Source organism: Nocardiopsis mangrovi (genome assembly GCF_042653925.1).
Classification (GTDB): Bacteria; Actinomycetota; Actinomycetes; order Streptosporangiales; family Streptosporangiaceae; genus Nocardiopsis_B; species Nocardiopsis_B mangrovi.
This window is the reverse complement of record NZ_JBHSFQ010000038.1, coordinates 10,919-32,234: the sequence shown is the minus strand read 5'-3', so window position 1 is coordinate 32,234 and position 21,316 is coordinate 10,919. Positions and strand designations below refer to the sequence as shown.

The 21,316-nt window shown below is 73.8% G+C and carries 19 protein-coding genes; 8 read left to right on the top strand and 11 right to left on the bottom strand.

Going from position 1 to position 21,316, the window contains the following annotated elements:
• Window positions 1–6 precede the first annotated feature (6 nt).
• Together ACFO4E_RS26720 and ACFO4E_RS26715 are read right to left on the bottom strand one after the other, a co-directional pair.
• Window positions 7–438: an NUDIX domain-containing protein gene (locus ACFO4E_RS26720; RefSeq protein WP_378579438.1), complete on the bottom strand. Its 432-nt coding sequence runs from the start codon at window positions 436–438 to the stop codon at window positions 7–9.
• Entirely contained in the window at window positions 435–1,205 is a 771-nt protein-coding gene (locus ACFO4E_RS26715; RefSeq protein WP_378579437.1) for a GntR family transcriptional regulator, read from the bottom strand. Before ACFO4E_RS26715 ends, ACFO4E_RS26720 begins: the two co-directional genes overlap by 4 nt.
• Window positions 1,206–1,234: 29 nt before the next feature.
• Between ACFO4E_RS26715 and ACFO4E_RS26710 the strand changes: the two genes are divergently transcribed.
• Window positions 1,235–1,408: a hypothetical protein gene (locus ACFO4E_RS26710; protein ID WP_378579436.1), complete on the top strand. Its 174-nt coding sequence runs from the start codon at window positions 1,235–1,237 to the stop codon at window positions 1,406–1,408.
• Window positions 1,409–1,484: 76 nt separating this feature from the next.
• Here the strand turns inward: ACFO4E_RS26710 and ACFO4E_RS26705 are convergent, their stop codons facing one another.
• From ACFO4E_RS26705 to ACFO4E_RS26695, 3 genes are read right to left on the bottom strand one after another with little or no spacing between them, the layout of a single operon-like run.
• Window positions 1,485–2,300, bottom strand: coding sequence for a metal ABC transporter permease (locus ACFO4E_RS26705; RefSeq protein WP_378579496.1), 816 nt, complete (start codon window positions 2,298–2,300; stop codon window positions 1,485–1,487).
• Between the two features lie 44 nt (window positions 2,301–2,344).
• The gene (locus tag ACFO4E_RS26700; RefSeq protein WP_378579435.1) at window positions 2,345–3,193 is read right to left on the bottom strand and encodes a metal ABC transporter ATP-binding protein; all 849 of its coding nucleotides are present in this window, start codon (window positions 3,191–3,193) and stop codon (window positions 2,345–2,347) included.
• Window positions 3,190–4,137 carry a metal ABC transporter substrate-binding protein gene (locus ACFO4E_RS26695; protein WP_378579434.1) on the bottom strand — a complete coding sequence of 316 codons (948 nt, stop codon included), beginning with the start codon at window positions 4,135–4,137 and terminating at the stop codon, window positions 3,190–3,192. Before ACFO4E_RS26695 ends, ACFO4E_RS26700 begins: the two co-directional genes overlap by 4 nt.
• 576 nt (window positions 4,138–4,713) lie before the next feature.
• On the opposite strand from ACFO4E_RS26695, the gene ACFO4E_RS26690 reads away from it, so the two are divergent.
• Window positions 4,714–5,310, top strand: coding sequence for a hypothetical protein (locus tag ACFO4E_RS26690; RefSeq protein WP_378579433.1), 597 nt, complete (start codon window positions 4,714–4,716; stop codon window positions 5,308–5,310).
• Between the two features lie 29 nt (window positions 5,311–5,339).
• Here ACFO4E_RS26690 and ACFO4E_RS26685 read toward each other — a convergent pair whose 3' ends face one another.
• The gene (locus ACFO4E_RS26685) at window positions 5,340–5,993 is read right to left on the bottom strand and encodes a TetR/AcrR family transcriptional regulator (RefSeq protein WP_378579432.1); all 654 of its coding nucleotides are present in this window, start codon (window positions 5,991–5,993) and stop codon (window positions 5,340–5,342) included.
• A 191-nt stretch (window positions 5,994–6,184) separates the two neighbouring features.
• On the opposite strand from ACFO4E_RS26685, the gene ACFO4E_RS26680 reads away from it, so the two are divergent.
• Window positions 6,185–7,054 carry an alpha/beta hydrolase gene (locus ACFO4E_RS26680; RefSeq protein WP_378579431.1) on the top strand — a complete coding sequence of 290 codons (870 nt, stop codon included), beginning with the start codon at window positions 6,185–6,187 and terminating at the stop codon, window positions 7,052–7,054.
• Window positions 7,055–7,158: 104 nt separating this feature from the next.
• On the opposite strand, the gene ACFO4E_RS26675 is transcribed toward ACFO4E_RS26680, so the two are convergent.
• A complete protein-coding gene (locus ACFO4E_RS26675; RefSeq protein WP_378579429.1) occupies window positions 7,159–9,459 on the bottom strand; it encodes an ATP-binding cassette domain-containing protein in 2,301 nt (766 codons plus the stop codon).
• A 173-nt stretch (window positions 9,460–9,632) separates the two neighbouring features.
• Here ACFO4E_RS26675 and ACFO4E_RS26670 point away from each other — a divergent pair, with 173 nt between their 5' ends.
• Window positions 9,633–10,427 (top strand): (2Fe-2S)-binding protein, encoded by a 795-nt coding sequence (locus ACFO4E_RS26670; RefSeq protein WP_378579428.1) that lies wholly within the window; start codon window positions 9,633–9,635, stop codon window positions 10,425–10,427.
• Window positions 10,428–10,503: 76 nt separating this feature from the next.
• On the opposite strand, the gene ACFO4E_RS26665 is transcribed toward ACFO4E_RS26670, so the two are convergent.
• From ACFO4E_RS26665 to ACFO4E_RS26655, 3 genes are all read right to left on the bottom strand, one after another.
• The gene (locus tag ACFO4E_RS26665) at window positions 10,504–12,009 is read right to left on the bottom strand and encodes a hypothetical protein (protein ID WP_378579427.1); all 1,506 of its coding nucleotides are present in this window, start codon (window positions 12,007–12,009) and stop codon (window positions 10,504–10,506) included.
• 77 nt (window positions 12,010–12,086) lie between these two features.
• On the bottom strand, window positions 12,087–12,917 hold the full coding sequence (locus ACFO4E_RS26660) for a TIGR03619 family F420-dependent LLM class oxidoreductase (RefSeq protein WP_378579426.1): 831 nt from the start codon (window positions 12,915–12,917) through the stop codon (window positions 12,087–12,089).
• Complete coding sequence (locus ACFO4E_RS26655) at window positions 12,914–13,651, bottom strand: alpha/beta fold hydrolase (RefSeq protein WP_378579425.1); 738 nt, start codon at window positions 13,649–13,651, stop codon at window positions 12,914–12,916. Before ACFO4E_RS26655 ends, ACFO4E_RS26660 begins: the two co-directional genes overlap by 4 nt.
• A gap of 709 nt (window positions 13,652–14,360) precedes the next feature.
• Between ACFO4E_RS26655 and ACFO4E_RS26650 the strand changes: the two genes are divergently transcribed.
• The gene (locus tag ACFO4E_RS26650; RefSeq protein WP_378579424.1) at window positions 14,361–15,053 is read left to right on the top strand and encodes a metal-dependent transcriptional regulator; all 693 of its coding nucleotides are present in this window, start codon (window positions 14,361–14,363) and stop codon (window positions 15,051–15,053) included.
• 39 nt (window positions 15,054–15,092) lie between these two features.
• Here the strand turns inward: ACFO4E_RS26650 and ACFO4E_RS26645 are convergent, their stop codons facing one another.
• Window positions 15,093–15,677 (bottom strand): TetR/AcrR family transcriptional regulator, encoded by a 585-nt coding sequence (locus ACFO4E_RS26645; RefSeq protein WP_378579423.1) that lies wholly within the window; start codon window positions 15,675–15,677, stop codon window positions 15,093–15,095.
• 128 nt (window positions 15,678–15,805) lie between these two features.
• Here ACFO4E_RS26645 and ACFO4E_RS26640 point away from each other — a divergent pair, with 128 nt between their 5' ends.
• The 3 genes from ACFO4E_RS26640 to ACFO4E_RS26630 all read left to right on the top strand — a co-directional run bounded on the left by ACFO4E_RS26640 (window position 15,806) and on the right by ACFO4E_RS26630 (window position 21,127).
• Entirely contained in the window at window positions 15,806–16,777 is a 972-nt protein-coding gene (locus ACFO4E_RS26640) for an aldo/keto reductase (protein ID WP_378579422.1), read from the top strand.
• A gap of 117 nt (window positions 16,778–16,894) precedes the next feature.
• Entirely contained in the window at window positions 16,895–17,446 is a 552-nt protein-coding gene (locus ACFO4E_RS26635) for a flavoprotein (protein ID WP_378579421.1), read from the top strand.
• A 255-nt stretch (window positions 17,447–17,701) separates the two neighbouring features.
• Window positions 17,702–21,127 (top strand): DNA polymerase III subunit alpha, encoded by a 3,426-nt coding sequence (locus ACFO4E_RS26630; RefSeq protein ID WP_378579420.1) that lies wholly within the window; start codon window positions 17,702–17,704, stop codon window positions 21,125–21,127.
• Window positions 21,128–21,316: the final 189 nt, after the last annotated feature.

Genomic DNA, 21,316 nt, shown 5'->3' with positions numbered 1-21,316 from the left:
GCGTTTTCAAGGGAGCAGGGATACCCCGTCGTGCACCCGAACGAAGGGGCCGTCACCACGAAACGCATCGGTGATGCGCACGGCGCGCGCTTCCGGCGCAGCCGCGACCGCTTCCTCGTGTGTCATCCAGGCGACGGCGGTCGCCTCCTCGGTCGGATGCACGTCACCTGCGATCGGCCGGCAGCGAAACGCGAGGGAGACGACGCCGAGCCGCATGTTCTTGTACACACCGACAAGCCGCTCGGGAATGACCTTCATCCCGGTCTCTTCGAGCACTTCGCGGACGACGCCGGCCTCCGGGGACTCGTCCAGTTCAAGGACGCCGCCGGGAGGCACCCAGCGCCCGTCATCGGCGCGACGGATGACCAAGACCTTGCCGTCGTCGCGTACGACGACCCCGGTAACGCTCACACTGTGCCGGGGCGAGTCGCTTCTCATGCGTCACGCTCTTGAGTCCAGCTGTAGCTCAGGCGCCACTGGAGTGCTGCCAGAATGTTCATGCATGCCTCCACAGGGCGGCCTTCTTCGTCGTATGCGGTCCGCAGAACAGCGAAGACCGGCTGGCCTGTCACGATATCCAGGAACATCGCTTCCGGATTCGCGGCTCCACGGACCTCGATGTCTTCCGTGAAACGCACAGGCCCGAATCCACGGCTCGCCATCCGTGCGTACATGCCCGTGGGACCGGTGTCCGGCATGGCGATGTCTACGCTGCCCGCGATCTCCATGGGAATGTACGACGTCGCGATCTGGATCGGACGATGACCGGCGAACATTTGACGCTGGCGGATCAAGGTCTCCTCGCCCTCCTCCAACCGCAGGGCTTCCGCGATGTCAGGTGGCGGTTCCACGGATTCGCATCGGACCAATTGGTTACGCGGCGTCAGTCCAGACTTCGCGATCTCCTCCGCATATGTGCTGTCTCCCGGCTGTGAACGATGCTCCTTGTCGATCCGTCGAACACGCTTGACCTTCGGCACTTCCAGGACCACGGACCCGCGGCCATGCTCGGTGCGGATACACCCCTCCGCCTGGAGCATCGCCATGGCCCGGCTGATGGAACTCTGATTGAGACCGTAGGTACGCGCGAGCTCGGGCTGGCTGGGGAGGGTCGTTCCCACCGGGTACTCACCCGTCTTGATGGCTTCTCGCAGCATCTCCGCGACCTGCTTGTACCGTGCTCGCGGCTGCTCAAGATCGGCCATGGCGGCCCGACCGACGGAACCCCGGCACCTTGGAGATCAGCAACCGCACCACCGGCTACACCCTAGAGCTGGACCTGCGCGACGACCGTGGGGCCGATTGGACCCTGTCGGCCTGCGACGAGATCCCCGAAGGCACGCCCGTGCTCGACCTCGCCGCCAGAATCGCGCGCATGCTCAGCGCATCCGGCCGGGTGACACGCTGAAGCAGTACGGCGCGGTGGCGGGTCCGGTCCCGAGAGCGAGCCGCCACCGCGTCACCGGTGATCCGCCGTCCGGCCGTCAGGTCACCACCGCTCGGCGACGCGCGAGAGCGCGGGCCAGGACCCCCTGGCGCGGGGAGAACAGGTAGGCCATGGCGAACGCCGCCGCCTGGGCCACCACGATCGCGCCGCCGGTGGCGACGTTCAGGTGGAAGCTGGCGTAGGTGCCCAGGACCGCCGCGGCCACCGACACCGCGACCGATATCAGCAGCATCCGCTCGAACCGGTCGGTCAGCAGGTAGGCCGTCGCCCCCGGGATGATCACCATGGCGACCACCAGGATGATCCCCACCGCCTGGAGGGCGATCACCACCGTCAGCGAGAGCAGCCCCAGCAGCAGCGCCTCCAGCCGCCGCGGGCTGATCCCGATCGTGTGGGCGTGCACGCTGTCGAAGGCGTACAGCGTGAGGTCGCGGTGCTTGACCATCACCACCGACAGCGTCACGGTCGCCATCACCAGCACCTGGACGATCGCGGAGTCCGACACCCCCAGAACGTCGCCGAACAGGATGTGCATGAGGTCGGTCTCGCTGGGCACGCGCGAGATCAGCACGACGCCGATCCCGAACATCGCGGTGAACACCACCCCGATCGCCGCGTCCTCCTTGACCCGGGAGGTGCGGTTGACCACCCCGATGAGCGCCACCGACCCCGCCCCGAACACCAGCGCCCCCAGGGCCAGGGGGAATCCGAAGATGTAGGAGAGCACCACGCCGGGCAGGACGGCGTGGGAGACCGCGTCGCCCATCAGCGACCAGCCGATCAGCGTCATCCAGCACGACAGCACCGCGCACACCACCCCGGCCACGACGCCGACCAGCAGCGCGCGCTGCATGAAGGCGAACTCGAACGGCACCGTGAACCACTCGACGACGGCCGTCACGCCCCCTCCCCTCCCCGCGCCTCCGCGGTGTGGCCCGCGTGCTCCGGCTCCGCCGCCGCGCGGCCGTCCGGTCCGGCCCCGCCGCGGCCCGGGGCGCGGCCGGCGCCGGGATCGGGGCCGGGGTCGGGCGCCATCCCGAACGCCTCCATCAGCCGTGCGGGGGTCAGCACCTCGTCCGGGGTGCCCTGGGCGACGACGCGGCGCTGGAGCAGCACGGCCTCGTCGCAGAACCGGGGCACGGTGGCCAGGTCGTGGGTGGACACCAGCAGGGTGCGGCCGTCGTCGCGCATACCGCGCAGCACGTCGACGATGGTGGCCTCGGAGCGCTTGTCGACCCCGGCGAAGGGCTCGTCGAGCAGGAACACGTCGGCGCCCTGGGCGATCCCCCGGGCCACGAACGCGCGCTTGCGCTGCCCGCCGGAGAGCGCCCCGATCTGGCGGTCGGCGAGTCCGCTGAGCCCGGTGCGCTCCAGTGCGCGCGCGACGGCCTCGCGGTCGGCGCGGCGCGGGCTGCGCCCGATCCCCATGTGGCCGTAGCGGCCCATCATGACGACGTCGGCCACGCGCACCGGGAAGGACCAGTCGACCTGCTCGGACTGGGGAACGTAGCCGATGGTGCCGGAGCGGCGCGCGGCCTCGGGCGTTCCGCCGTGGATGCGCACCCGGCCGCGTTCGGCGGCGACCAGGCCCAGGACGGTCTTGAACAGGGTGGACTTGCCGGATCCGTTGGTGCCGAGCAGGGCGCAGATGCGCCCGGGGGCGAGGGCCAGGGTGGCGCCGTCGAGGGCGACGACGTCGCCGTAGCGGACGGTCACCCCGCTGACCTCGATCGCGGGGGCGCTCATGCCGCGGCCCCCTCTCCGGAGAGGCCCGCGACGATGGTCTCGGCGTCGTGGCGGAGCAGGTCGAGGTAGGTGGGCACGGGTCCGTCGGGCTCCGACAGGGAGTCCACGTAGAGGTCCGCGCCGCGGGCGGCGCCGCTCTCGCGTGCGACCTGGTCCTGGGCGCCGCCGTTGACGGTGGTCTCGCAGAAGACGGCGGGGACCTCGTTGTCGCGGACGAACTCCACGGTCGCCGCGATCTGCTGGGGGGTGCCCTGGGCGTCGGCGTTGACCGGCCACAGGTACTGCTCGGTCAGGCCGGTGTCGCGGGCGAGGTAGGAGAAGGCGCCTTCGCAGGTGACCAGGGCGCGCTGCCCGTCGGGGAGGTCGCCCAGCTCCGCATCGAGGAACTCGCCGATGGCGGCGATCTCCTCCTGGTAGCTCTCGGCGTTGGCCTCGTAGGTGGCGGCGCCCTCGGGATCGAGGTCGGTGAGTGCGGCGGCGATGTTGTCGACGTAGACGGCCGCGGCGGCCGGAGACATCCAGGCGTGGGGGTTGGCGCGTCCCTCGTAGCCGCCCGAGGAGATGGGGATGGTCTCGATGCCCTCGGTGAGGGTGGCGGTGGGCGCGTCGATGCGCTCGGTGAACTGCGCGAACCAGCCCTCCAGTCCGAGCCCGTTCTCCAGGATGAGGTCGGCACCCTGGCCCCGGACCAGGTCGTCGGGGGCGGGCTCGTAGCCGTGGATCTCCGCGCCGGGGCGGGTGATCGACTCCACCTCGACGCGGTCGCCGGCGACGTTGCGGGCCATGTCGGCGAGGACGGTGAAGGTGGTGAGCACGGTGAGGCGCCCGTCGTCGGCGGTGGAGGAGGCCGTGCCCGAGCAGGCGGCGGTGGCGACCAGCGCGCCGGCCGCGGCGATGGGCGGAAGAGAGCGGAGTGGAGACGACCAATCTCTAATGTTCGGCACGCCTAACAATTACCATAGGCACACCTGATCCGGCCATGTCGGGATATGCGGCGCGCGCCACAGGGCGCGACCGCCTCCCCGCGCAGCGGCGGCCGGGGACCCGCCTCGGGCGCGACGGCGGCGGGGATCTCACGCGCCCCGCCCTGGTGCCGCCCGCGCAGAGGACCGGCCGGCGGCGGGCGCGGCGACGCGCGCCACCATCCGGCCGACGCGCGCCGGCGGTCCGGCCGACTGCGCGGCCACCAGTGCGGAGATCACCAGCCCGTCGTGGTTGGTCGCCGCGCACCACCTGGCCATGGCCGTCGCGCGGCACCAGGCACAGCCCGCACAGGTGCGACCTCCACGCGGCGGCGAGGTCGCCGGGGAGGGGGTGGCGGCAGGGCCGCGGGATTCCGAACATGTGGCAGGGCCGCTCTCCGCGAGGCCACCGGCAGCGAACCCGGCATTCGATGTTCCAACGGCCGGTCCGGTTCCACTGGTCGCGTCCCGTATATTCCGACATCGGCGGTGGCCGGAGGGCCGGACACCGCACGCCGCCGTCATCGGCGGCGGCCGGGATCGGGAAGGGCGGGCGCCATGGACGCCGTGACCTACGCGGCGGTCGTCGATGTGTGCGCGCGGTTGGCGGGCCGGATGTCCGACGTCGCCCTGGGGGCCGCGCGCGACTTCTACTCCGTCGGCGAGTGGGATCTGGCCGAGGGGACGCTCCTGGTCAACCTGGAGTACGAGGGCGTCACCCTCACCCGCGAGGAGCGGGAGCTGATCCGCTCCACCCTGGAGGACCCGGACGCCCCGGAGCTGGCGGCGGTCGCGGTCATCGAGGCGGTCCCGCCGCCGCGGTACCGCTTCGCACCGGCGGCCCCCGCGGGCGCGCCCGATCCCGCCCCGGCGGACCGGATCCTGTCGGCGGACGCCCCGCTGCACGGCGGCCGGCTCCTGCGCCGCACCTGGCGGGAGCCCTGCTCAGGCGCGCGGGACGCCGCGGGGTGGGTCTACGTGTTGGAGGTGGCCGCCGGCGCCGACGCTCTCAGCGCCGCCTGCGGCCTGGGCTCGCGGCTGTCGACCCTCCCTTGTGAGAGCCGGTGCGTGCTGGAGGCGGTCGCCGAGCGCCGGCCGCTACCGCCGTATCAGGCCGCCGCCGTTGCGGCGGCACGCGTGGTGTGGGCCGCCTGAGGCACGGCCGCCCGTGGCGGGGCACGCCGTCACCCGGTCCAGGGCAGGACCGCACCGGGCGCCGCCGCGGCGCGCAGCCGGGCGCGGACGGCGTCGCGTGCGCGGTCGTAGGCCGCGTCGTCGGCGTGCAGCAGGGACGCGGTCCCGGCGGCGTCGAAGAAGGCGTTGACCTCGAACGCGAGCTGGGCGGGGTCGGTCCCGGCCGCGAGTTCACCCGACCGCCGGGCGTCCTCGGCGGATCGCTCGATCAGCTCCAGCCACTCCCGGCTCGCCGATGCCAGCGCGTCGTGCACCCTGCCGGTCCGGGCCCCGAACTCGTGGCCGACCCTGGCGAAGAAGCAACCGCCGGGAAAGACCCTGCTGCGGGAGTAGCCGAACCAGGATTCGCTGAGGGCCCAGATCCGCGCCAGTCCGGGAGGTGCCTCCAGGGCCGGGGCCACGACGACGTCGGCGTAGATGCGGCGGGCGGCCCTGATGGCGGCGAGCTGGAGCTCCTCCTTCGCCCCGAAGTGGGCGAACAGGCCGCTCTTGCTGATCTCCAGCTCCTTGGCGAGCCTGCCGATGGAGAGCCCGTCGAGGCCCTCGACCGAGGCGAGGTCGACCGCGCGCCGCAGCACGGCGCGCCGGGTGTGGTCGCCGCGCAGCACCCGGCCGTCCGCCCGTTCTCCGGTGCGCGTCTCCATCGCCGCCGCCTCCACACGCTCGACCCCCGGTCGGCCAGATCCTAGTTCAGTGCGGCCTTGACGGACACGACCGCGAAACTAATAATACGATCGTTCGTATTGTTTGATCCGCACCGTTCCTCCGCCCGCGCCCCCGCCGCGGACCACCCGCTCCGGGCCGCGTGTCACGGCCACACACAAGGAAGCGCAGAATGCACCCCACCTCGGCCGCCGCCCGCTCGATCATCAACACCCTCGCCGCCGCCTCGCCGCGCGCCGCCGGCCGGGTCGCCTTCGAACTGTGGCGGCGCCCGCTGGTCCGCGGCCGGGTGCGCGCCGCCGAGCACGCCGTCCACACCGCGGCCCGCAGGCGCGTCCTCGACATCGACGGGCGCGACGTCATCACCTACGAATGGGGCGACGGGCGGCGTCCCGTCCTGCTGGTCCACGGGTGGCGGTCGCGCGCCTCGCGGTTCTCCGGATTCGTCTCCCGGCTGCTCGAACTCGGCTACAGCCCGGTCTCCTACGACGCGCTCGGCCACGGCGGCACCGCCGGGCCGGCGGGCACGATCCTCGACCACCAGGCGATCATCCGCCGCCTCGCCGAGCGGCACGGGAGGTTCGACGGGGTGGTCGCCCATTCCCTCGGCGTGCCGTTCGCGCTGTACGCGCTGCGCCACGGAGTGGCGGCCGGACGCGTTGTCGCGATCAGCGGGGTGTGCGAATTCGACTACCTGGTCGACGCGTTCTGCTCGGAGCTGGGGCTGCGGCCCGGGGTCGACCGCGCGCTGCGGCTGGCCATCGAACGCCGCCTCTTCGCGGGCGACCCCGGCATCTGGTCCCGGTTCTCCGCCGCCGACCCGGCCGGCTGGGGGGACGGTCCGCTGCTGGTCGTCCACAACGACACCGACACCGTGGTGGACCCGGCGCAGGCCGGGCTGCTCACGGCCGCCTACGGCCCCCGAGCCCGCCGGATCGCGACCACCGGCCTGGGCCACGGCCGCATCCTGTCCGATCCCCGGGTGATCGAGGACGCGGTCGCCTTCCTCGCGGAGCCGTCGACGGCCGCGCCCCGGCGGTGACCGCCCGCGGGCCGTCCGGGTCCCGCCCGCCGGATGGCGGCGGGCCCCGGAGGGCGGGGGCCGGCCCGGCGGGCGTGCCCCGGAAGGGCCACCGCCGGGCCGGCTCAGACCGCGACCGGCTCCGCGCGGCGGATGTCGCGGCGGAGGAACTCGGCCGTCAGCGACCCCGCGTCGCCCAGCAGCTCCTCGGGGGTGCCCGCGAACACCACCTCGCCGCCGTTCCTGCCGCCGTCGGGACCCAGGTCGATCACCCAGTCGGCGCGCTTGATGACGTCCAGGTCGTGCTCGATCACCACCACGGTGTTCCCGGTGTCCACCAGCCGGTCCAGCAGCGCCACCAGCGTCGCGATGTCGGCCATGTGCAGCCCGGTGGTCGGCTCGTCCAGGACGTAGAGGCCGCCGGTGGCGTGCAGCTCGTTGGCGAGCTTGATGCGCTGGCGCTCCCCGCCCGACAGGGAGCTGAGCGGCTGGCCCAGCGACAGGTAGCCCAGGCCGACGTCGCTCAGCGCGTCGAGCCGGCGGCGGATCCGCGGATGCGGGAAGAGGTCGCGCACCTGCCCGGCGGTGGAGTCGAGGACGTCGGCCACCGACCGGCCGCCCACGGTGTAACGCAGCACCTCCTCCTTGAACCGGCGCCCGCCGCACTCGCCGCAGGCCATGGTCACGGGATCCATGTAGGCCAGGTCGACGTAGATGATGCCGCGCCCCTGGCACTGCGTGCACGCCCCGCGGGAGTTGAAGCTGAACAGCCCGGCGTCCACGCCGTTCTCGCGCGCGAAGATCCGCCGGATCTCGTCCATCACGCCGATGTAGGTGGCCGGGCACGAGCGGGCCGAGGCGCCGATCGCGGACTGGTCCACCACGACCGCGTCGGGGTGCTCGCCGACCAGGACGTCGGAGACGAGCGTGCTCTTGCCCGACCCCGCCACCCCGGTGACGGCCGTGAGCACGCCCCTGGGGAAGTGCGCCGTGACGTCCTTGAGGTTGTGCCGGCGTGCGCCGGTGAGCGTGTACCACCCGGTGGGGGTGCGCACCGGGGCCTTCACCCCCGAGACCGAGCGCAGCGCGGCGCCGGTGCGGGTGTGGGCCGCGGCCAGCCCGGCGAACGTCCCCTCGTAGACGATCCTGCCGCCGTCGGCGCCGGATCCGGGCCCGACGTCGACCACGTGGTCGGCGACGGCGATGACGTCGCGGTCGTGCTCCACGACCAGGACGGTGTTGCCCTTGTCGCGCAGCTCCGCCAGCAGGCCGTTGAGCCGGTGCACGTCGCGCGGGTGCAGCCCCACGCTGGGCTCGTCGAACACGTAGGTCATGCCGGTCAGCGCCGACCCCAGGTGCCGGACCATCTTCAGCCGCTGGGACTCCCCGCCCGACAGCGTGGCGGTCTCGCGGTTCAGGCTGAGGTAGCCCAGGCCGATCTTCTCCACCCGGCGCAGCGCCGTGGCCGCGGCGGAGACGATGGGGGCCGCCACGGGGTCGTCGATGCGGTCCAGTTCGGCGAGCAGGTCGGTGACCTCCATGGCGGAGTAGTCGGCGATGGACCGCCCGCCGATGCGGGTGGCCAGTGCAGCCGGGTTGAGCCGGTGCCCGCCGCAAGCGGGGCAGGCGTCCTGCGTGACGACGCTCTGCACGGCGGTCCGGGTCTTGTCCCCCAGCGTGCTGAGGTCGCGGTTGAGGTAGAGCCGCGTGAAGCGCGGGACGAGCCCCTCGAAGTCGATCCTGCTGTGGTGCCGCTCGGTGACGATCTGCACGGTGAACCCCTGGCCGTGCAGCAGGGTGTGCCACTCCTCCTCGGTGTAGTCGGCGAGCGGCTTGTCGGCGTCGAACCGGTCGCACGCGGCGTAGGTCCGCCACTGCCAGCCGCCCACGGCGAAGGGGTGGAACCGGATCGCGCCGCCGTTGAGCGACCGGCGGGTGTCCAGCAGGGCGTCCAGGTCGATCCGGTCGGTGCGGCCCAGCCCGTCGCAGGCCGGGCACATGCCCGCGGGGTCGTTGAACGAATACGCGGTGGCCCCGCCGGCGCTGGGGGTGCCGTGCCGGGAGAACAGCAGCCGGATCAGCGCGTAGATGTCGGTCATGGTGCCCACCGTGGAGCGCGAGTTGCCGCCGATGGGCTTCTGGTCGACCACGATGGCGGCGGAGAGGTTCTCGATCGCGTCGGCGTCGGGTTTCTCGTGCTTGGGCATGCGGTTGCGGATGAACCAGGTGAACGTCTCGTTGAGCTGGCGCTGCGACTCCACGGCGACGGTGTCGAACACCAGGGAGGACTTGCCCGAGCCGGATACCCCGGTGAAGACGACGATCTTCTCCTTGGGGATGCGCAGGGAGACGCCGCGCAGGTTGTTCTCCCGCGCACCCGTGATGACGATGCTGTCGCGGTGGGCGGCGGCCGGCTGGTCTGGCATGGTGGTGCGGACTCCCGTGGTCGGGGCGCCCGGAGGACGGGCGCTCGGCGGACAGGCCGGGGCGCCCCGTTGACGCCCCGCGGGAGGCGACGCTAGCCGTGGCACCTGTCGGTTCCTGTCAGGTTCGGCCCGCCCGTCCGGGCGGACACGGCACTGGGGAGGAGGGGCGGAGCATGGGCGATCAGCTGGCGCGGGCGGTGCTCGCCGATGTCGGGGCGGTCAACATGTTCTTCGCGGTCGAGCCCGAGTGCGACGGCCCGGGCTGGGTTCCGGTCGGCGAACTGGGACGGCGCGCCGACCTGCTGGCCGGCGAGGTCGCCGCGGTCCGCACGGCGCTCGCGGGGGCGTCGGGGTGCCCCATCGAGCGGGTGGAGGAGCGGGTGGCCGCCTCGCTGTTCTACCAGGGACTCGCCTCGCGGCTGCTGTCACCGGTGGTCGCCGCGGCCGTGGCGCACTGGCGGATCCCCGACCCGGCGGGCCTGCACTGGCGCCCGGACCGGCGGGGACCCCTCGTCTTCGCATTAGGCGAGGGCACCGCCCTCCTGCCCGTCGCCGCGGCCCGCGACGCGGACGGCTCCGGCCCCGGAAGCGGTGCGCCGCCCGGGGACGCGGCCGCCCTGGTGGCGGAGCGGGTGGTCGATGGCCTGCTCGCACCCGTCGGCACCGCGCTGCGCGCCCTCCTACCAGTGGCCGAACGGCTGCTGTGGGGCAACGCCGCCTCGGCCCTGGCGGGCGCGGTGCGCTCCCTCGCCGAGGCGCGCCCCGCCCTTGCCGCCGACGCCCGCGCCCTCACCGCCGAACTGCTCGCCCGCCCGCCCCTGGCCGGGCTGGGCTCGGTCGGCCCGGCTCCCGGCCACCGCTTCACCCGCACGACCTGCTGCCTCTACTACCGGCTCCCGAGCGGGGGCGTGTGCGGCGACTGCGCACTCGCCCCGGCTGCGCCCCGCCGCCGCTCGGCGGGCCGATAGGCCGCGCGCGGTCCGCCGGCGCCCGCGTGCGGTGGCCGTGGCGACGCCGTCCGGAGGTGCACCGCGCCGGCCGGAGTCAGTTCCTGTTCAGCGTGCGCGTCACACCCGCGACGACTGCTGTGGTCAGGAGCCAGCCGGCCGCCATGAGCAGGTAGGAGAGCCACTGCGCCCACCCCGCCCAATGCCATGCGGAGCGCTGCCCGAAGTTGCCGATGGGGAACAGCAGGTCGACGGTGTAGATGAAGGCGTTGAACGGGCTGCCTTCACCTGGTTTCGCCGGAATCGGTGCGTGCGTGCTGAAGACGAGGACGCCGAGCAGGGTGAGCGCGGCGAGCCATAGGCCGGCCAGCCACGGGCGATAGCCGTAGCCGACGGTGACGTCCAGCAGATATCCCCATATGCGGCCGGTCGGGTGCAGCGTGCGGCGGCGGTGGCGCTGTTTGGCCAGGAGGACGCGGCGGGCATCGTCGTCGTGGCCGATGTTGCGGTACCACGTCGCGAGTTGCTCGTATGGCTGGGGGCTGTAGCCGGGGGAGCGCCGTATCCAGTCCAGGCGGCGGGACACCGTCTCCTGGCGTCCGACCGCCCCCTCCGCCTCGGCCGGCCTGATGGAGTCGTAGGCGAAGCCGTCGAGTTCCACGACCTCCGGCCAACTCCGGTCGCCGTCATGGAGGAACGAGACCTGGGCGCCTCGCAGGTCCACGGACCCGGAGGGCGGCGTGGCGACGGTGAAGTCGAAGTCGACGGCCTGCATCAAGCGGCACACCACGGCCGGGCCACCGCCGTCCCCCGGCCCCTTCAGAGTCGCTCCCGTGAAGGTCAGGCTGTCCGATACCCGAGCGCCTCGCAGCCGGACGGTTCCGATGGCGGTGGCCTCGGACAGGTCCAGTACCGTCGCGGTGACGTTGTCCGCGGCAAAGGCCGCGCCGTCCGGGTTCTCCAGCCGGGCTCCGTGCATGAACAGTCCGCCCGGCAGCTGAGCGCCCATCAACCGCACGCCCCCTCGCGCACGGAAACCGTCCCGGCAGAAGACGCCCCCTCCCATCACCAGGCCGCCCGCGAACACCGCCCATTCATCGGGCGCGGAGATCCGCGCACCGTTGAGGAGCAGCTCACCGGTCACACTGGCGTTGACGAGCGAAAGGCGGTCCCCGTCCATCGTCGTGCCGCTCACGTCGAGGTGCCCCTCGATTCGGGCGAGCCCGGCGTCGACTCCAGGGACCCGGCTACCCGTCATCCGTATCGTCCGCGTCGATGCCTCACGGAACAGTGCCGCCTCGTCCACATGGCAGTCCTTCAGCCACAGCAGGTGGTCGATCTCCGCACCGGACATGTCGAGGGAGCCGGTGATCCGCGCGCCGGCGAGGCGCAGGGCCGGAACACCGGCCGACCGGGTCTCGTTCGCACCGAGCAACAGCGCCGACACGACAGCGGCCCGTACCGTGCGCTCGGCGTCCCACTGTGCCCCGCCGGCGGGGTCGTCGTGTTCGGGCGTTCCCGAGCGCCGGTCCACCCAGCGCCCTTCGGGAAACGCGTCCCACAGTTCTCGTTCGGCGGGCGACAGGTCGTCGTATGTCAGCACCCGTACAGGCTAGGGACTCCACATCCGGTCCGGACCCGGCGGTGGCGGAGTCCGGCCGCGCAAACCGGCCCGGCCGGTCACCGGACCGCCCGCGCCTCCCGGGCCAGGGCCGCCATCCGGTCGCCGTAGCCCTCCTCCGGGCCGAACCACACCGCGACATGGTCGGCGCCGGCGCGGGCGAAGGCCCGCGCGGTCTCGGCTGCCGCGGCCGCCGAACCGCCGGGGAGCAGATCGGTGCGGGTCCCGGCGGCGATCGGGCGGCCCGCCATCTCGCGCAGCGCGGCGGCGCGCTCGGCGAATCCGGCCGGGTCGAGCGCGAACCCCTGCCACACGTCGGCGTGGCGCGCCGCGCGGCGCAGCGCGGGTCCGGAGGTTCCGCCGACCATGATCGGGACGGGCGCGGCCGGCACCGGCGCGAAGACGCCGGTGTCGAACCCGAACCTGTCCCCGGCGAAGGGGCCGCGCCCGATGGTGTGCAGGTGGCGGATCAGGCGCAGGGCCTCGTCGGTGCGCCCGCCGCGGTCGGCGAAGTCCGCGCCCAGGGCGGTGAACTCGCGGGCCTCCCACCCGGCGCCCACCCCCAAGGTGAGCCGGCCGGGCGCCAGCCGGTCGAGCGTGGCGGCCTGTTTGGCCAGCAGGAACGGGTCGCGCAGCGGCAGGATGAGCACCGAGGTGCCCACGCCGATCCGCTCCGTGGCGGCGGCGATCGCGGTCAGCAGCACCATCGGCTCCAGGGCGCCGCCGTAGCCGTTGCCGTACCCGGCCGGGGGCAGCGGGTGGTCGGGCAGCCAGACGGAGCGGTAGCCGAGGTCCTCGGCCCGGCGCGCGAGGTCGACCACGAGCCGCGGGTCCAGCGCCGCGCTCTCGGCGGGCAGGACCGCGTCCAGGACGGGTGCCGTTTCGCTCATCGCGTCCGCTCCCCGTGGGCGGCGAGGAAGTCCAGCACCAGCCCGGCCCACTCCTCGGGGGTGTCCTCCCAGATGAGGTGGCCGGAGGCGAGGTCGGCGCGGCGCGCCCCGGGGATCGCGGCCGCCAGCTCCGCGGAGTGGTCGGGCGTGACCAGCTCGTCGGCGGTGGTGGCGACCACCAGGGTGGGAACGGCGATGCGGGCCAGGTCGGCGCGGACGTCGACGCGCAGGGCGAGGTCGACCTGGTCGGCGGCGCCCGCGGGCCCGTCGGCCGGGGGCGTGGGCCCGTCCGCCGGGGGCGCGGAGGCGACCTCCGCGTGCCAGGCGCGCAGGAGGGCGCGGAAGGCGTCGCCGGGGCGGGCGAAGGCGGCGGCCAGGACGAGCGCGGTGACGCGTTCGGGATGGCGCACCGCGGCGCGGACCGCGACCGCGCCGCCCAGGGAGTAGCCGTGGAGGGCGAAGGTCTCCACGCCGGCGTCCAGCGCCGCGGCCACGACGGCGTCGGCGAGCCCGTCGAGGGTGAGCGGGGCGTCGGCCCGCGGTGTCCTCCCGGAACCGGGGTAGTCGGGGCCGACCACGGTATGGCGGCGGGCGAACGCGTCGATGACCGCCCCGTAGTTGGCATCGGTCCCGCCGGTCGCCCCGTGGGCGAGCACCAGTCCCGGCCCCTGCCCGGTCCGCGTGTAGGAGAGGGGCCGGCAGCGGGGCGCGCGGCTGACATGTGTCGTCGTCATGGGGCGACGCTAGGCCCTGAGACCGGTGTGAAGGTCAAGGCGCGGGTCGCCGGCGGGGCGGCACCGGCAGTGGGCCGGGCCCGGATCAGGGGTGGAGAGAGGTGCCGGGCGGTGCCACCGTGGGGGTTCCGCCGCGACCGGCGGCCCACGGGGCCCCGCACCGCCCGGCCTGGCGCTGTGCTCGACGGCATCGCCCCCGGCGCCGCCGCGGTCGTTCCCCCACCCCTCCCGGGGAGTTCTCGGACCGGTGGTGCGCGCGGAGCCGCTGCCGGGCGCCGTGCCCGGTGGCCGATATCCCGGCCGCCGGTGCACCCATGGTGGCCGAGGCGGGGGGTCGGGGCAAACAGTTTCGGGGATGGCCGAAAATCCCTGGTCGCAGCGGTGCAGCGGTATGCGCGGTCGCGCACCGGAGGGCCGCGGCCGTCGGCGGCCGACGCACGGGAGGCGGATCGGCGGGCCGGGGCGAGGCAGGGCGAACCGGGGACTCGCGGCCACGACCGGCGCACGGGCGGTCGCCTCGCGGGCCCGGGATACCGGTGGCGCCTCAGCGGGCCGGGGGACCGGTGGCGGGGCGTCGGGCCGCCGCCGCGGCGGGCGCGGCGCGTCCTTGTGGACAACTCGGGCGCATGCCGCGATCCCCCTGCTCACCGGGGGTGTGTCACCGCAAGGGGCGCACGGGGCGAGGGGGGATCGCGGTACCGTAGCCGGTATGGGGAGTACTTCGGAGCGGCCGTCCACATCGGTCGAGGACTACGTGAAGGTCATCTACGACCTCCAGGAACGCGGTTCCGGGCCGGTGACCATCTCGGCCATGGCCGAACGCCTGTCGGTGTCCAACTCCTCCGTCTCCGGGATGCTGCGCAAGCTGGGTGAACTCGGGCTCGTGGAGCACCGCCGCTACGGCGACGTCCGCCTGACCGACACCGGCGCCAAGGCCGCCCTGGCGGTCCTGCGCCGCCACCGGCTCCTGGAGACCTACCTCGTGGCGGCGCTGGGCTACTCCTGGGACGAAGTCCACGACGAAGCCGAGATCCTCGAACACGTGGTCTCCGACCTGTTCGTCGACCGCATCGCCGACCACCTCGGCGACCCCGTCGTCGACCCGCACGGCGACCCCATCCCCACCCGCGACGGCCAGGTCGTCGAGCGCGACACCCGGCTGCTGTCCGAGGCCGAGACCGGCACCAACGGCGTGATCGTGCGCGTCAACGACTCCGACCCCGACCTGCTGCGCTACCTCTCCGAGCAGCGCATCGGCATCGGGATGCGCATCAAGGTCGTGGAGCGCCAGCCCTTCGGCGGGTCGCTGGTGGTGCGCGTGGGTGCCTCCGGCGACCAGCGCGACCAGGCGCTGGGCCTGGTCGCCGCCGACGCCCTGTGGATCGCCCCGGCGCTCGACTGACCCCCGCTGCCCCGGGGGGCGGTGGTCCGCGCCCGCCGTTCAGGCGGGCGGCGCGACCGCTCCGTCGAGGAAGAGGGCGGTGGCCACGGCGCTGGCGCGCTCGGTCCCCCAATCGTGCAGGGCCATCTGCGAGATCGTCCGTTCCAAGAGGGCGCTGAGCATCTCGAACTGCACGTCGGGAGGGATATCGCCGCGCAGCGTGCCGTCGGCCGCGCCGCGGCGCAGCAGGGCGCGGACGGGCTGGGCGAGGCGCCGGTCGGCCTCGGCCGGGAGCGGTAGTGCCGCGCGCCCGCTGCGGGAGTGCTTGAGGTTGATCACCGCGGTGTAGTTCCCGCCCGCGGTGAGGAACGCGCGCGCCACCCGGGCGACGCCCTCCCGGACCGGGACGGATTCCAGGTCGGCGTCGGCGATGCGCGCGGACAGGTCGTCGAACGCCGCGTGGACCAGGCCCGCGAGCAGGGCCTCGCGGTTGGGGAAGTAGCGGTAGAGGGTCGCGCGGCCGACCCCGGCCGCCTCGGCGATCTCGGCCATGCTCACCGTCTCGCCGCGCTCGGCGAGGACCGTGGCCGCGGTGGCCAGGATCCCGGAGGCGATGCGGTCCTTCAGCGCCGGAGGTGGGTTCATGCCCCTCACTCTAATGGCGCGTCTCAAGTCTTGACATCACTGCCTAGTGTTGAGACATTCTTGTCTCAATTCAGACATGCCCCCATCCCGGTGGATTCCCCTACGACCCCCTGTGAAGGCGGTGCGTTATGGACAGGCGACAACTGGGCCGGACCGGCATCGAGGTCTCCCCGATCGGCCTCGGCTGCATGCAGCTCTCCGGCAGCGGACTGGTGGCGGGCTTCTACCCGCGCATCGACCAGCCGGCGGCCACCTCGATCATCGGCGCGGCGCTGGCCGGCGGGATCGACTGGTTCGACACCGCCGAGCTGTACGGCAACGGCGGCTCCGAGCGCGCGCTCACCACCGCGCTGGCCGAGCACGGGATCGAACCGGGCGGCGTCACCATCGCCACCAAGTGGCTGCCGCTCCTGCGGACGGCGGCCGGCATCCCCCGCACGGTCGGCGCGCGGCTGGACGCCCTCCAGGGCTTCCCCATCGACCTGCACCAGATCCACATGCCGTCAGGGAGCCTGTCGCCACTCTCCGCCCAGGTGCGGCGGATGGCCGACCTGAAGGGGGACGGCCGGATCCGGGCGGTGGGCGTCAGCAACTTCTCGGCCCGCCAGATGACTGCGGCCCACGACGTCCTGCGCTCCCGGGGCATGGTGCTGGCGTCCAACCAGGTGCAGGTGAACCTGCTGCACCGACGCATCGAGCGCGACGGCACGCTGGAGGCCGCCCGCCGGCTCGGCGTCACGCTGATCGCCTTCAGCCCGCTGCGCTCGGGCCTGCTCACCGGAAAGTTCCACGCCGACCCCGGCCTCCTCGCGGCCATACCGCAGCCGCGCCGGACGATGGGCGGATTCACGCCGAAGACGCTGGCCCGCACGGCCCCGCTGATCGACGAACTGCGCGCGATCGGCGACGCCCACGGGGCCACGCCCGCGCAGGTGGCGCTGAACTGGCTGATCACCTTCTACGGCGACACCGTCGTCGCGATCCCCGGGGCCTCCAAGCCGCGCCAGGCGACCGAGAGCGCCGGGGCGATGGGCTTCACCCTGACGGACAGGGAGCGCGACCGGCTCGACGAGCTCTCGCGCGCCTGCGCCCCCGGGTGACCCGGCGGCCGGTCCGGGGCCCGCCCGAGGACGGCGGGCGGGGTTCCGGGCCGGACCCATCCCCGCGAGGGCGCTGATCGCCCCCGCTGACCTGGCCCGGGTCCCTAGACTTGCCCCATGGCGAAAACCCTGTACCTGATCGTCTCCGGTGCCATGGCCCGCGAACCCGTGTCCGATCTGGTGCGGGGCCTCCAGGGCGCCGACTGGCGGGTGAGCGTCCTGTCCACCCCCATGGGCACCCGCTTCCACGACCCCGCCGAGCTGGCGGAGCTGACCGGTGAGCCCGTGCGCGTGGAGTTCCGGATGCCGGGCACCGGCGCGCCCCTGCCGCCGCCTGATGCGGTTCTGGCCTGCCCGCTGACCTTCACCAGCGTCAACAAGATCGCCAACGGGATCGCCGACGGCTTCGCGATCGGACTGGTGTGCGAGATGTTCGGCTTCGGGGTGCCCACGCTCCTGGTTCCGCACTGCAAGCCGGACCTGGCGAGCCACCCCGCGTTCGCGCGCAGCCTCGCGACCCTGCGCGCCGTCCCCCGCGTCACCGTCCTGCACGACCCCGCCGCCGCCCATCCCCCCTCCTGGGGCGAGGTCACGGCAGCCCTGGAGGAGGCGTCCGCCGCCGGCCGCGGGGACGCGCCCGCGGACGGCGGATACGGCTACGCCGGCTGAGGACGACGCCGTGCGCGGTGGCCGATACCCCGCCGCGGACACGGGCGTTGGCCGCAAGCGTTCCGCCTCTCCCCAGGTCAGAGGTGCTTGCCGGTCGATCCGTACGATAGTGTTCGTACATAAGTACGATTTCGGCCTGTCTTCCCCGGGTTTTCGGCTCACTTAGCCGTGCCCTGGCCGCGCTGCGAGCGGTGGGGGGACGACGATCATGGCAACGGCCGGCACGCCGCCACACGGCCCGGAGGGCCGCGCCTGATGCCCGATGCCTTCGCGCACCTGAGCGTGGTGTCCGCGGCGTCGATGCGGCACGGCACCGTGCCCCCCGCCGCACTGGTGGAGCGGGCCGCCGCACAGGACATGGACATGCTGGCCCTGACCGACCGCGACGGCGTCTACGGCGCGGTCGCCCATGTGCGCGCCTGCCGGAAGGCGGGCATCCGACCGATCCTCGGGGCCGACCTGGCCGTGGCCGCCCCCGAAGGCGGCCGGGTCACCGTCCTGGCCCGCGGCCGCACGGGCTGGGCCTCGCTGTGCCGGCTCATCAGCGCCGCCCACCACTCGGGGACGCGGGGCGTGCCCGCCGTGGCCCGCGACACGATCGCCGCACACGCCGAAGGGCTGGTGGTGCTCCTGGGGTCCGGCTCCGATGTGGGGCGGGCCGCGGCCGACCGGCACCTGGAACGCGCCCGCCGCCTGCTCGACCGCTGGCGGCACATCGCCGAGGTCGCCGTCGAAGTGGTCGACCACTACGGCCCCGGCGAGCACCGGCAGGCCACCGCCCTGCTGCGGCTGGCCGTCCAGACCCGGACCCTGGCGGTCCTGGGAAACGCCGTCCGCTACCCGGCCCCCGCCGACGCCGAGGTCGCCCGCGTCCTCGACGAGGCGCGGCGCTGGCTGCCCGGCGGGGGCGGGCCGCCGGCGCCGGCGGGCGCCCAGGCCCACCTGAAGAGCACAGCGGAGATGACCGAGGTCGCCGAGCGGATCTGCGGCGGCGACGCGACCGCGGCACGGCGGCTGCTGGCCCACACCCGCGCCCTCGCCGCCTCCTGTGTCCTGGACCCCGACGCCGACCTGGGCATGGACCGCCCCCACCTGCCCGTGTTCACCGACGCCCGCGACCGGCTGTGGCGGGCGTGCGAGGACGGGCTGGCCCGGCTGGGCCGCTCCCGCGACGGGGCGGCGCGGGAGCGGCTCGCCCACGAGCTGGGGATCATCGAGCGCAAGGGGTTCTCCGCCTACTTCCTCACCGTGGCCGACATCGCCGAGCGGATCCGCGCCCGGGGCATCCGCTGCTCCATCCGCGGTTCGGGGGCGGGAAGCCTGGTCAACCACCTCATCGGGATCTCGGCGATCGACCCGATGTCCCACGGGCTGCTGATGGAGCGCTTCCTGTCCGACCGCCGCGCCGGCCTGCCCGACATCGACCTGGACGTGGAGTCGGCCCGGCGGCTGGACGCCTACGAGGCGATCTTCGACGCCTATCCCGACGCCGCCTGCGTGTCGATGATGGAGACCTACCGGGCCCGCAGCGCCATCCGCGACGTGGGCGCCGTCATGGGCGTCCCCCCGCACGAGATCGACGTGCTGGCCAAGGCGTTCCCGCACATCCGCGCCCGCCAGATCCGCGCCGCCTGCGCCGACCTGCCCGAGCTGCGCTCGGGCGGCCTGGGCGGCGGCCACGCCCAGACGCTGTTCCGGCTGGCCGAGCGGCTCGACGGACTGCCCCGCCACATCGCCATGCACCCGTGCGGGATCGTCGTGTCCGACGCGTCGCTGCGCGACCGCACCCCCCTGGAGCCCAGCCGGGTGGGCTACGACATGGTGCAGTTCGACAAGGACGACGTCGAGCACATGGGGCTGATCAAGCTCGACGTCATCGGGGTGCGCATGCAGTCGGCCATGACCCACGCCCTGGCGGAGGTCGAGCGCACGGGCGGCGGCCGGGTCGACATCGACACCGCCACCGCCGTCCCCTCCTCCGGGCCCGCCGCGCCCTCCGGCTCCCCCGGTTCCACGGCCCTGGTCCACGGCGACCCCGCCACCTACGCCATGATCCGCTCCTCGCGGACGCTGGGCTGCTTCCAGATCGAGTCGCCCGGCCAGCGCGAACTGGTCAGCCGGCTGCGCCCGGCCGGCCTGGAGGACCTGATCGTCGACATCTCCCTGTTCCGGCCGGGGCCGGTCAACAGCGACATGGTCACCCCGTTCATCGCCGCCCGCGACGGCCTGCGCGAACCGGAGTACCCCTCCCCCGCTCTGCGCGACGTGCTCGCCGAGACCGGCGGCGTGGTGATCTTCCACGAGCAGGTGATCAAGGTGCTGCACGCCATGACCGGCTGCGGCTACGACCGGGCCGAGCGGATGCGGCGCCGGCTGAGCAGCGACGAGGGCAAGGAGGGGGTCCGCGAGGAGTTCGCCGCCATGGCCGGCGACTGCGGCCACCCCGCCGACGTGGTGGAGCGGGTCTGGGAGATCATCGCCGCCTTCGGCGCGTTCGGATTCTGCAAGGCCCACGCGGCGGCGTTCGCGCTGCCCACCTACCAGTCGGCGTGGCTGAAGCGGCACCACCCGGCGGCGTTCTACTCCGGGCTGCTCACCCACGACCCGGGCATGTACCCGCGCCGGGCGATCATCGACGACGCCCGCCGGTTCGGGGTCCCGGTGCTGGGGGTCGACGTCAACGCCTCCGACCGGGTGTGGCGGGCCGAGCCCCTGGAGAACGGCGGGTGGGGGGTCCGGGCGGCGCTGGCCGATGTGAAGGGCATCACCGAGACCGAGGTCGACGCGGTCCTGGCCGGGCGGCCCTTCGCCTCGCTGAGCGATTTCGCCGCCCGGGCCCGCCCCTCCCGCGACGTGCTCGACCGGCTGGTGATGGTGGGGGCCTTCGACCGGATGTACGGCATCGGCTCCGCCGGGCGGACCGCGCCCGGCTCCGGCCCGACCCGGCGCGACCTGCTGCTGCGCGCCGGCGCCCTGGACCGGGCCGGGCGCCGGGCGCTGGGGGGCGGGCAGCTGCCCATCTCCCTGGAGCAGGTGGGCGAGCCGCGCGGCGGCTCGCTGCCGGAGATGACGGTGGCCGAGGAGGTGCAGGCCGAACTGGAGGTGCTGGGCTACGACGCCTCCCGGCACCTGCTGGACTGCCACGCCGATGTGCTCGCCGAGTTGGCCGCCGCGCACGGCGCGGTGCGCGCCCGCGATCTGCACCGGGCGCCGGCGGGGTCGGAGGTGCTGGTGGTGGGGGTGAAGGTGGCCACGCAGACGCCGGCGGTGCGCTCGGGCCAGCGCATCATCTTCACCACGCTGGACGACGCCACCGGCCTGGTGGACCTGACCTTCTTCGAGTCGGTCCAGGACCGCTGCGCGGCCACGGTGTTCGGGTCCTGGCTGCTGGTGGCGCGCGGCCGGGTGCGCCGGGCGGGGTCGGGGCTGCCGACCGTCAACGCCACCCACGCCTACGACCTGGAGGAGCTGGCCCGGATCCGCCGGGAGGAGGGGTCCGAGGCGCTGGGCGAGCGGCTGCGCGAGGGGGGCCGGCGCGCCGCGGTGGCGGGGGTCGGCGGGCCGCGGATCCGCTACGCCAACGGCTACGCCCTGTCCCCCTACGCCGACATCGCCCCGGCGGGCGCGGCGGGGGCGCCGCGCAAGCTGTGGCACGCCAGCCAGGGGAGTTCGGGGCGGTGAGGCGGCCGGAAGCGGAGCGGCGGGAGTGACGTGAGTCACTTCTCGTTGATTGCGGGCGAACCGCTCTATTCGCCCCTCTACAGTCCATGCAGTCAACGTCTCGGCCTTGAAGGACCGAGTTTGTCAACCGATCCGCGAAAGGTCGTGATTGCAAGTGGAGCGCGGCCGGCTGCCGCGTGATCCCCTGCG

Bases quoted from the DNA above. Each gene is read 5' to 3' on its own strand.
- ACFO4E_RS26720 (WP_378579438.1), bottom strand. From the start codon at position 438: ATGAGAAGCGACTCGCCCCGGCACAGTGTGAGCGTTACCGGGGTCGTC.
- ACFO4E_RS26715 (WP_378579437.1), bottom strand. From the start codon at position 1,205: ATGGCCGATCTTGAGCAGCCGCGAGCACGGTACAAGCAGGTCGCGGAG.
- ACFO4E_RS26705 (WP_378579496.1), bottom strand. From the start codon at position 2,300: ATGCAGCGCGCGCTGCTGGTCGGCGTCGTGGCCGGGGTGGTGTGCGCG.
- ACFO4E_RS26700 (WP_378579435.1), bottom strand. From the start codon at position 3,193: ATGAGCGCCCCCGCGATCGAGGTCAGCGGGGTGACCGTCCGCTACGGC.
- ACFO4E_RS26690 (WP_378579433.1), top strand. From the start codon at position 4,714: ATGGACGCCGTGACCTACGCGGCGGTCGTCGATGTGTGCGCGCGGTTG.
- ACFO4E_RS26685 (WP_378579432.1), bottom strand. From the start codon at position 5,993: ATGGAGACGCGCACCGGAGAACGGGCGGACGGCCGGGTGCTGCGCGGC.
- ACFO4E_RS26680 (WP_378579431.1), top strand. From the start codon at position 6,185: ATGCACCCCACCTCGGCCGCCGCCCGCTCGATCATCAACACCCTCGCC.
- ACFO4E_RS26675 (WP_378579429.1), bottom strand. From the start codon at position 9,459: ATGCCAGACCAGCCGGCCGCCGCCCACCGCGACAGCATCGTCATCACG.
- ACFO4E_RS26670 (WP_378579428.1), top strand. From the start codon at position 9,633: ATGGGCGATCAGCTGGCGCGGGCGGTGCTCGCCGATGTCGGGGCGGTC.
- ACFO4E_RS26660 (WP_378579426.1), bottom strand. From the start codon at position 12,917: ATGAGCGAAACGGCACCCGTCCTGGACGCGGTCCTGCCCGCCGAGAGC.
- ACFO4E_RS26655 (WP_378579425.1), bottom strand. From the start codon at position 13,651: ATGACGACGACACATGTCAGCCGCGCGCCCCGCTGCCGGCCCCTCTCC.
- ACFO4E_RS26650 (WP_378579424.1), top strand. From the start codon at position 14,361: ATGGGGAGTACTTCGGAGCGGCCGTCCACATCGGTCGAGGACTACGTG.
- ACFO4E_RS26645 (WP_378579423.1), bottom strand. From the start codon at position 15,677: ATGAACCCACCTCCGGCGCTGAAGGACCGCATCGCCTCCGGGATCCTG.
- ACFO4E_RS26640 (WP_378579422.1), top strand. From the start codon at position 15,806: ATGGACAGGCGACAACTGGGCCGGACCGGCATCGAGGTCTCCCCGATC.
- ACFO4E_RS26635 (WP_378579421.1), top strand. From the start codon at position 16,895: ATGGCGAAAACCCTGTACCTGATCGTCTCCGGTGCCATGGCCCGCGAA.
- ACFO4E_RS26630 (WP_378579420.1), top strand. From the start codon at position 17,702: ATGCCCGATGCCTTCGCGCACCTGAGCGTGGTGTCCGCGGCGTCGATG.